At 69.1% G+C, this 6,621-nt stretch carries 8 protein-coding genes and 3 pseudogenes; 6 read left to right on the top strand and 5 right to left on the bottom strand.

All coding sequences use genetic code 11. The features are described from left to right. Positions 1-500: 500 nt before the first annotated feature. On the top strand, positions 501-1,148 hold the full coding sequence (locus tag ACX9I7_RS30325) for a hypothetical protein (protein WP_459389138.1): 648 nt from the start codon (positions 501-503) through the stop codon (positions 1,146-1,148). Positions 1,149-1,225: 77 nt separating this feature from the next. Here ACX9I7_RS30325 and ACX9I7_RS30320 read toward each other — a convergent pair. Next, a pseudogene (locus ACX9I7_RS30320) lies at positions 1,226-1,345 on the bottom strand (IS110 family transposase); the annotation flags it as partial. Positions 1,346-1,715: 370 nt separating this feature from the next. Between ACX9I7_RS30320 and ACX9I7_RS30315 the strand changes: the two are divergent. Then, positions 1,716-2,669 (top strand): esterase/lipase family protein, encoded by a 954-nt coding sequence (locus ACX9I7_RS30315; protein ID WP_459389137.1) that lies wholly within the window; start codon positions 1,716-1,718, stop codon positions 2,667-2,669. Positions 2,670-2,849: 180 nt separating this feature from the next. Here ACX9I7_RS30315 and ACX9I7_RS30310 read toward each other — a convergent pair whose 3' ends face one another. Beyond that, positions 2,850-3,200 carry a hypothetical protein gene (locus ACX9I7_RS30310; RefSeq protein ID WP_387568412.1) on the bottom strand — a complete coding sequence of 117 codons (351 nt, stop codon included), beginning with the start codon at positions 3,198-3,200 and terminating at the stop codon, positions 2,850-2,852. Here ACX9I7_RS30310 and ACX9I7_RS30305 point away from each other — a divergent pair. After that, positions 3,085-3,354, top strand: a pseudogene (locus tag ACX9I7_RS30305) (transposase); the annotation flags it as partial. The gene ACX9I7_RS30310 and the pseudogene ACX9I7_RS30305 sit on opposite strands and share 116 nt — an antisense overlap. After that, positions 3,288-3,437, top strand: a pseudogene (locus ACX9I7_RS30300) (Fic family protein); the annotation flags it as partial. The pseudogenes ACX9I7_RS30305 and ACX9I7_RS30300, both read left to right, overlap by 67 nt. Before the next feature lie 562 nt (positions 3,438-3,999). Here the strand turns inward: ACX9I7_RS30300 and ACX9I7_RS30295 are convergent. From ACX9I7_RS30295 to ACX9I7_RS30285, 3 genes are read right to left on the bottom strand one after another with little or no spacing between them, the layout of a single operon-like run. Further along, positions 4,000-4,365 (bottom strand): hypothetical protein, encoded by a 366-nt coding sequence (locus tag ACX9I7_RS30295; RefSeq protein WP_459389139.1) that lies wholly within the window; start codon positions 4,363-4,365, stop codon positions 4,000-4,002. 22 nt (positions 4,366-4,387) lie between these two features. Then, the gene (locus tag ACX9I7_RS30290; protein WP_459389136.1) at positions 4,388-4,693 is read right to left on the bottom strand and encodes a hypothetical protein; all 306 of its coding nucleotides are present in this window, start codon (positions 4,691-4,693) and stop codon (positions 4,388-4,390) included. A 59-nt stretch (positions 4,694-4,752) separates the two neighbouring features. Beyond that, on the bottom strand, positions 4,753-5,169 hold the full coding sequence (locus ACX9I7_RS30285) for a hypothetical protein (RefSeq protein WP_387568154.1): 417 nt from the start codon (positions 5,167-5,169) through the stop codon (positions 4,753-4,755). A gap of 457 nt (positions 5,170-5,626) precedes the next feature. On the opposite strand from ACX9I7_RS30285, the gene ACX9I7_RS30280 reads away from it, so the two are divergent. Then, a complete protein-coding gene (locus tag ACX9I7_RS30280; RefSeq protein ID WP_387568157.1) occupies positions 5,627-5,782 on the top strand; it encodes a hypothetical protein in 156 nt (51 codons plus the stop codon). A gap of 149 nt (positions 5,783-5,931) precedes the next feature. After that, complete coding sequence (locus ACX9I7_RS30275; protein ID WP_387568160.1) at positions 5,932-6,558, top strand: TetR/AcrR family transcriptional regulator; 627 nt, start codon at positions 5,932-5,934, stop codon at positions 6,556-6,558. The last annotated feature ends 63 nt before the right edge of the window (positions 6,559-6,621 follow it).

The following is a 6,621-nucleotide window of genomic DNA, read 5'->3' as shown; positions in this document are numbered from 1 at the left end:
ACTACGGCCAGCAATACCCGGTGAAGGTCGTCAACCTCGCGGGGCGGGATGCATCAACGCAAAGTGGTGGGGCAAGGCGAACGGTACCCAAACCCGCCCCCGTGGAGGGAAGAGACAGCGTCTACGCCAAGGCCGCGCTCGGCTCGCGCCTGTTCTGGGTCACCCCCGGTTGCGGTCCCTGCTCGCGCTCGACCTCGCCGTCGCTGCGGCCGGGGCGATCGTCTACGTGAACACCGTGGTCATCGTCCGCGACCACTTCCACCAGCCCGCGAGCGCGGTGTCCCTGGCGCTGGGTGCCTTCGGGGCCGGTTCCATGCTCGCCGCTCTCGCCCTGCCCCGCGTACTCACCAAGGTCAGTGACCGCGCGGTCATGCTGCCCGCCGCCTTCGCCGTGCCGGCCGTCCTGGCCGCCGTCGCCGCGTTGACCGCTGCCGCACCGGGCACCTGGTCGTGGGCCGGCCTGCTCGCGGTGTGGGCGCTGATCCGGCGCCGCTTCCTCGGTGGTCCTGGCCCCGGGCGGGCGGGTCATCCGCCGCTCCGCCGCGGACGCGGATCTACCGGCCGCGTTCGCCGCCCAGTTCTCCCTCTCCCACGGCTGCTGGCTGCTGACCTACCTCTTCGTCGGATGGCTCGCCGCAAGCGCGGGGCTGCCCGTCACCGCCGTCGTGCTCGACGCCCTCGCCCTCGCCGCCGCACTCGCGGCGGCGGCGACGTGGCCGGCGCACGACCTCGGCCGACTCGGCCACGCCCACACCGACCTGCCCGCCGGCCATCCCCACCTGGCGAAGGCCCGGGAGGGCGAGGGCGGCCGGCGGCACAGCCACGACTTCGTCATCGACGACCTCCACCGGCACTGGCCCGGCGCACGGCACCCGGTCGCCAAGGCTGATCACCGTCCCCCCTCGCCCTGGCGTCATGCCACCGCTGGGGCCAGTTGCGGCGGCTGGAGCCGGCCTACGCGGCGCAGGCCGGTCACGGCAGCCGCGCAGGCGGCACCGACACCGGTGGCCACGGCGGCCGATCCCGTCCGAGATCGCCAGCCGAGGGTTTTCCAGCCGTCCGGGATCCACCCGCCGACATACCCGTCAAGGAAGTCGTCGAGCTTAGGGATGGCCGGACCGGCGACCACACGCACCGCCTGCCGGTAGGTCACCCAGCACAACTCCCGACTGCCGGCGGGGGCCAACAGCGTTGACGGGTCGGCGGTGTGGGTGACGAACACGCGCAGCACGTCCACCCTCCGACGGGCCAGGGACAGCAGCGCCTGGGTGTGGATCAGTCCCTCGCCACGCTTCTTCCGCTAGTACTCCTGCGACGGCCCAGGCATCGTCATGGCGACCAGCGCCGGCCGCTACGGGCCTGACCGACGCCGGCGGCGAACCGCTCGTCTTCTCTCCACACGACTTCCGCAGGATCTTCGTGACCGACGCCATCAGGAACGGTCTGCGGACATAGAGCTCGTAACGCGATCTTGTAGAGATGTGATGGCCGGGTGCGACTGGTGTGATGATCCGGCTGATCGTGGGGTGTGAGTACCAAGCCTGTGCTTCCCTCCCTTTGGAGTTTCTCGCCTTGACGTGTACACCGAGGGCCGGGAGGGTCGCCCCGGGGACACGAGGCCGACGTCGGGGGAGGTCACCCGGGGTTCTGCCCTCGGTCGGCACTCATGAGAAACATCGCGCGAGGTCCGAGTTCCGCACTCCTCAGGAGCCGTCTTGCACATACCCAGATACGCCACCGCCGTCTGTGCCGCCGCCGTGGCGACGGTCTTGGCCGCCTCCACGTCCGCGGCAGCGGAGACCGGCCCGGCGCAGGACAATTTCCTTCCCGCCATGGTCCATTCCATCCTCCGCCTCGACATCGATCCGCCGGGCGCCAACGACTGGAACTGCCGTCCCAGCGCCGCCCACCCGCGTCCGGTCGTCCTGGTACACGGAACCTACGAGAACCGCTACAACAACTGGGCCCGGATGTCCCCCGAGTTGAAGGCCCAGGGCTACTGCGTCTACGCCCTCGACTTCGGTGACACCGACGACGCCGGAGTGGCTCTCGCTCCCACCGTCAAGGGCTACGGAGACATCAAGAAGTCCTCCAAGGAGCTGGCCGCCTTCGTGGACAAGGTGCTCGCCGCCAGCGGCTCCGGGCAGGTGGACCTCGTCGGCCACTCCCAGGGCGGGACCCTGTCCCGCTGGTATCTCAAGGCCGACGGTGGCGCGAACACGAGCGATCCCTCGAAGAACAAGGTCAAGAAGGTCGTCCAGCTCGGCGCGACCAACCACGGCACCACCATCAGCGGCATCGAGACCCTCGCCGACAAGCTCCACATTCTGGAGTCCGGGGAGAAGCCCCTCGGGAAGGCGGGCATCCAGCAGTACGAGAAGTCCGACTTCATCAAGGAGCTCAACGCCGACGGGGACACCGTTCCCGGGGTCGACTACACCGTGATCGGCACGAAGTACGACGAGATCACCACCCCCTGGCGGAGCACGTTCATGACGGCGGGCCCCGGAGCAACGGTGCAGAACATCACCTTGCAGGAGGGCTGCTTCGTCGACTTCTCCGCCCACCCGAGCATGTCGTACAGCCCGCGTGCGATCGGACTGGTCAAGCGGGCCCTGGACCCCTCAGCCCCGGCCGCTCCTTGTGTGCCGAGGGCTCCCGCCTTCTGATTCCGGCCCGAAGGCCCGTCTTGGCCGATCCCGATCGTCGGTCGGCCGCCGGAGTATTACCTGAAGGCGAGGCGGCCGACTCCGCCCTCCAGCCCCGTGAAGATCCGGCGGCCGCCGTTCTGGACGGTCTTCAATGCCCTGGGGCACCCCGGGAAACTCCACCGCACTTGGTTGGATCAATCAGGCCGTGGTGAGCGGTAAGCATCTGACGATCAGGGCGCGGTCGCCGCGGTTTGTGATCCGGGCGGCATAGACCCGGTGGGCCTTGCGCTCGGCGGGGCCGGCGGCTTCGGCGGCGAGGACGGCGGCCTGCCGCAGCGCGGTGCGGTGGAGTTCGAGCGGCGCGGTGATAGGGAGGGAGTGGCCCCAGGCCGTGTATCGAAAGTGGATCTTGGGCTGTGAATGATCACGGTTCATGGCACGGGGAGATCTCACGGACGAACAGTGGGCGGTGTTGGAGCCGTTGTCGCCGAAGGGGACGAAGGCGGGGCGGCCGCCCGTCTGGCCCCGACGGCAGCTGATCGACGGCATATGGTTCCGGGTTCGGACAGGGGTTCCGTGGAGGGACGTACCCGTCGAGTACGGGCCGTGGGGCCGGATCTACGACCTGTTCCGCCGATGGCAGCGGGACGGCACCTGGCACAGGGGCCTCGCTTGCCTCCAGTCCCTGGCCGACGCGAGGGGTCGACGGGGGAGCTGATCGACCGGCTCAACGACGGTGACCTCGACGCCCCGGTCCACGTGCGGGCCTCCATGGCGCACCTGAACCTGGTGAACATCCACCCGTGGAAGGACGGCAACGGCCGCATGTCCCGCGCCGTGTCCACGCTCGTCTTCGCCCGGGAGCCGACGTGCCTGCTGCCGCCGGAGTTCTCCTCCATCGAGGAACGGCTCGGCCGCGCCCAGAGCACCTGCGCCTACTACCGCGTCCTGCAACAGGTCGGCAGCCCCGCCTGGCCTCCTGAGCGCGATACCCACCTGTGGATCCGCTTCTGCCTGGAAGTCCACCACCGCCAGGCCCAGCAGGCCCAGCGCCGCACCGACCTGCTCTCCCGCGCCTGGATCCACCTCGGCGAGGCAGCCGAGCACGACGGACTCGACGAGCGCGTGGTCTACGCACTGCTGCCGGCCTTCTGGGGCTCGAAGGTGCGCCGCACGGTCTACCAGCCGACGCCGACCTGTCCGCGCACAGGAGAAGATCCGGCAGGCCGTCGAGCCGTATGCCGACCCTTACGCGCCCCGCCCCTGACCGGCACGTGCGGCCTGGACTCCACGGTCCGGGCCGCATGTCTTGCCGGCGATCGTGGCGGCGAGCTTCAAGGTGAGTGGCTCAGGAGCAGGCGACGAGGTCGCAGTCGAACTTCACTGCCAGTGCGGACGGGGTTCCGTCCGGCTTGCTCCATGCCGTGCCCCGGCCTGTTCCGGGATCCGCTGCCACGACGGCGATCTCTCTTGTCGTGCACTTGTCGTCCGGGAACAGGTGAGCCTTCTGGTTGGTCGCGTTGGTGACCCTGATGACCGGATAGGGGAATTTGATGCACCTGCCCGAGGGCGGGTTGTTCATCTCTCCCGTCCTGCTGGCCGAGTTCTCGAAGATGAACCGGCCGTTGGCCGCGTATGCCGGGGCCGCGCCCGCGGTGGTGCTGAGCAATGCCGCTACGGGCAGCGCGAGCAGGATGCTCGTGCGGTGTTTCACTGGCCGTCCCCTCTCGCCGTGCTCACGTGTGTGTGATCTCGATCTGGGTGTGGCAGGTCGGGCTGGGGTTGATGTCCCCGGTGTGGAGGACTTCGCGGTTCCCGATGAAGGCGCTGGCCGCGAACTGCCGGACGTCGGAGCAAGGGCCGAGGTCGAAGGTCACCGTGGCCCCTGACACCACGTGGCGTTGGGTCTGCAGCCGGATGACCGGGTCACTGAAGCGCGCGACGGCGAGGTCGACCTCGTCCAGTCCGAAGCCGGAGTGATTGACGACGTCAACCTGGTAGCTCGGTGCCTCTGCCAGGCGTCCGGCCGAAGCGGGCGACACGGACGCGACGGTCGCGGCGAGTACCAGTGAGGCGGCACAGACCGCCTTGACCGCGCGCCTCATCGGGCCTTCCGGTGCATTTCGAGCGCGCCCGCGTCCCGGATGGTGACGATGTCGTCGCAGCCGACGGGGTCGGCGTCGACGTCGCCGGTGGTGAACTTGCGCTCGCCGCCCACGAGGCCGCTGACCGCGTACTGCTTGACGTCGGAGCACGGCCCGAGGTCGAAGATGATCACGCTGGAGGCCGGCACGTTGAACTGGTGGAGGATCTGGGTGACGGGCGTGCTGTTGCGCGTGAACGCCAGGGCGATTTCGTCGAAATTCTGGCGGGAGAAATTGTCCACCTCGACTTGGTAGTTCTTCTCCTGGCGCATCGTCGGGCGCGGGGCGGTGGCCGAGGCCGCTCTCGCCTCGACCGCATGCCCGGCGGCAGGAGTCACTGCCAAGACGGCGAGGCAGGCCGCCGTCACGGCCATGGCACGCTTGAGGATCGAAGATCGCACGTCTTCCCCCCTGGAAGAGACAGCGGAGGCCAGCCCAACCAACCCCTCGCTATGAGTAGCCAAATTATCACTCTGCGTGGCGACCCAACTAGGCGCCCGATCGGGTGAATGGCCTCCGGCAGCTCCACGCTCGCCGCCCACCAGACGGCGAAGAAGTTACCGACGATCGACCCGGCGATCCGCGAAGCGGCGGCAGGTCAAAGACCGGCTCCGGGAACCGGAGGAGCTGTTCGGCAACGGGCAGCAGACGGCGTCCGGGGCCGGGCACTGCGCCGGACGCGAGTCGAGCAGGCCGGTCTGCCCCTCCTGCGGCCGCTGTGCCGGACCGTGTGATCACGCCGGTGTGCTCTGTCGCTCGGTCGCAGGGGGCTTGGGGTGCAAGGCTGTGTTCTCGGCGTGGGAGTTGGCCCGCGCGCGGACCTTCGGACTGATGACCAAGCTCGAGCTGCTCAAGGACTACACCGCGCTCGATCATCACATCGACGCGGTGCGCGAGGCGTACCACGCCGCCTGTGTCTACGAGCGGCAGATCAGCGCGAGCACCTGGCGTTACGCCAGCTCCGCCGCCGTCTCCCTGCACCCATAGTTTTCCGCCCACGCCATCACACACCCCTGGCGGTAGGTCAGCGGCCCGATCACCCAGGACTCGGCGGCCGTAGCTCTCGGGGGTCTTGACTAGTCTTGACTGGGTCGTTCGACTCAATCAATCGACCTGGTCGTCGATACAATGCGGGCATGGCTCACGTCTCCGCGGCCGAGCGCCGTCCTCAGCTGATCAAAGCGGCCATCGACCTCATGGCCAGGGAGGGCGTCGCCGCCGGCAGCACGCGCGCCATCGCCGCGGAGCTCGGCGTCGCGCAGGCCACGGTCCATTACACCTTCGGTACGAAGGCGGACCTGTACCGGGCGGTCATGGAGCGGCTCACCGACGACCTGACCTCGCGGGTCGAGCGGGCGGCGCCCGAGGGCGCCGGTTTCGAGGAGACGATCGTCGCGATGGCGGCCGCCTTGTGGCGCGCCGTGCAGGAGGAGACGGCTCGTTACCGTCTGCTCACCGAGCTGAGCATGCTCGCCCTGCGCACCCCCGGCCTGAACGAGGCCTACCAGGGTTACTACCGGGGGGTGAGCGAGGTGACAGCGAGGCTGGTGACCGAGGTGGCGGCGCGGGCCGGATACGAACTCGCCCAGCCGGCGGAGACGATCGCCCGCTTCTTCCTCGCAGGCGTCGACGGACTGACGATGCAGTACCTCTACGCGCCGGACGAGTTCTCGGAAGGCATCGGCCTGCGGGCACTGGTCTCCGCGACCATCGCCCTGGCCGGGGGCAGGCTGGAGCTGGCGGACATGCCGACGACGGGCTGACGTCGGTTCCCTGTGGGCGCGGACGGGACGTTCCCGGTATCCGTCGCCGGCGCTGACGGGTCC

It is taken from the genome of Streptomyces sp. L500 (assembly GCF_054551825.1).
Note: the sequence above shows the minus strand (reverse complement) of the source record. Positions and strands in the feature narration are given on the sequence as shown.

Bases quoted from the DNA above. Each gene is read 5' to 3' on its own strand.
- ACX9I7_RS30310 (WP_387568412.1), bottom strand. From the start codon at position 3,200: ATGCCGTCGATCAGCTGCCGTCGGGGCCAGACGGGCGGCCGCCCCGCC.
- ACX9I7_RS30285 (WP_387568154.1), bottom strand. From the start codon at position 5,169: ATGGCCGTGACGGCGGCCTGCCTCGCCGTCTTGGCAGTGACTCCTGCC.
- ACX9I7_RS30280 (WP_387568157.1), top strand. From the start codon at position 5,627: ATGACCAAGCTCGAGCTGCTCAAGGACTACACCGCGCTCGATCATCAC.
- ACX9I7_RS30275 (WP_387568160.1), top strand. From the start codon at position 5,932: ATGGCTCACGTCTCCGCGGCCGAGCGCCGTCCTCAGCTGATCAAAGCG.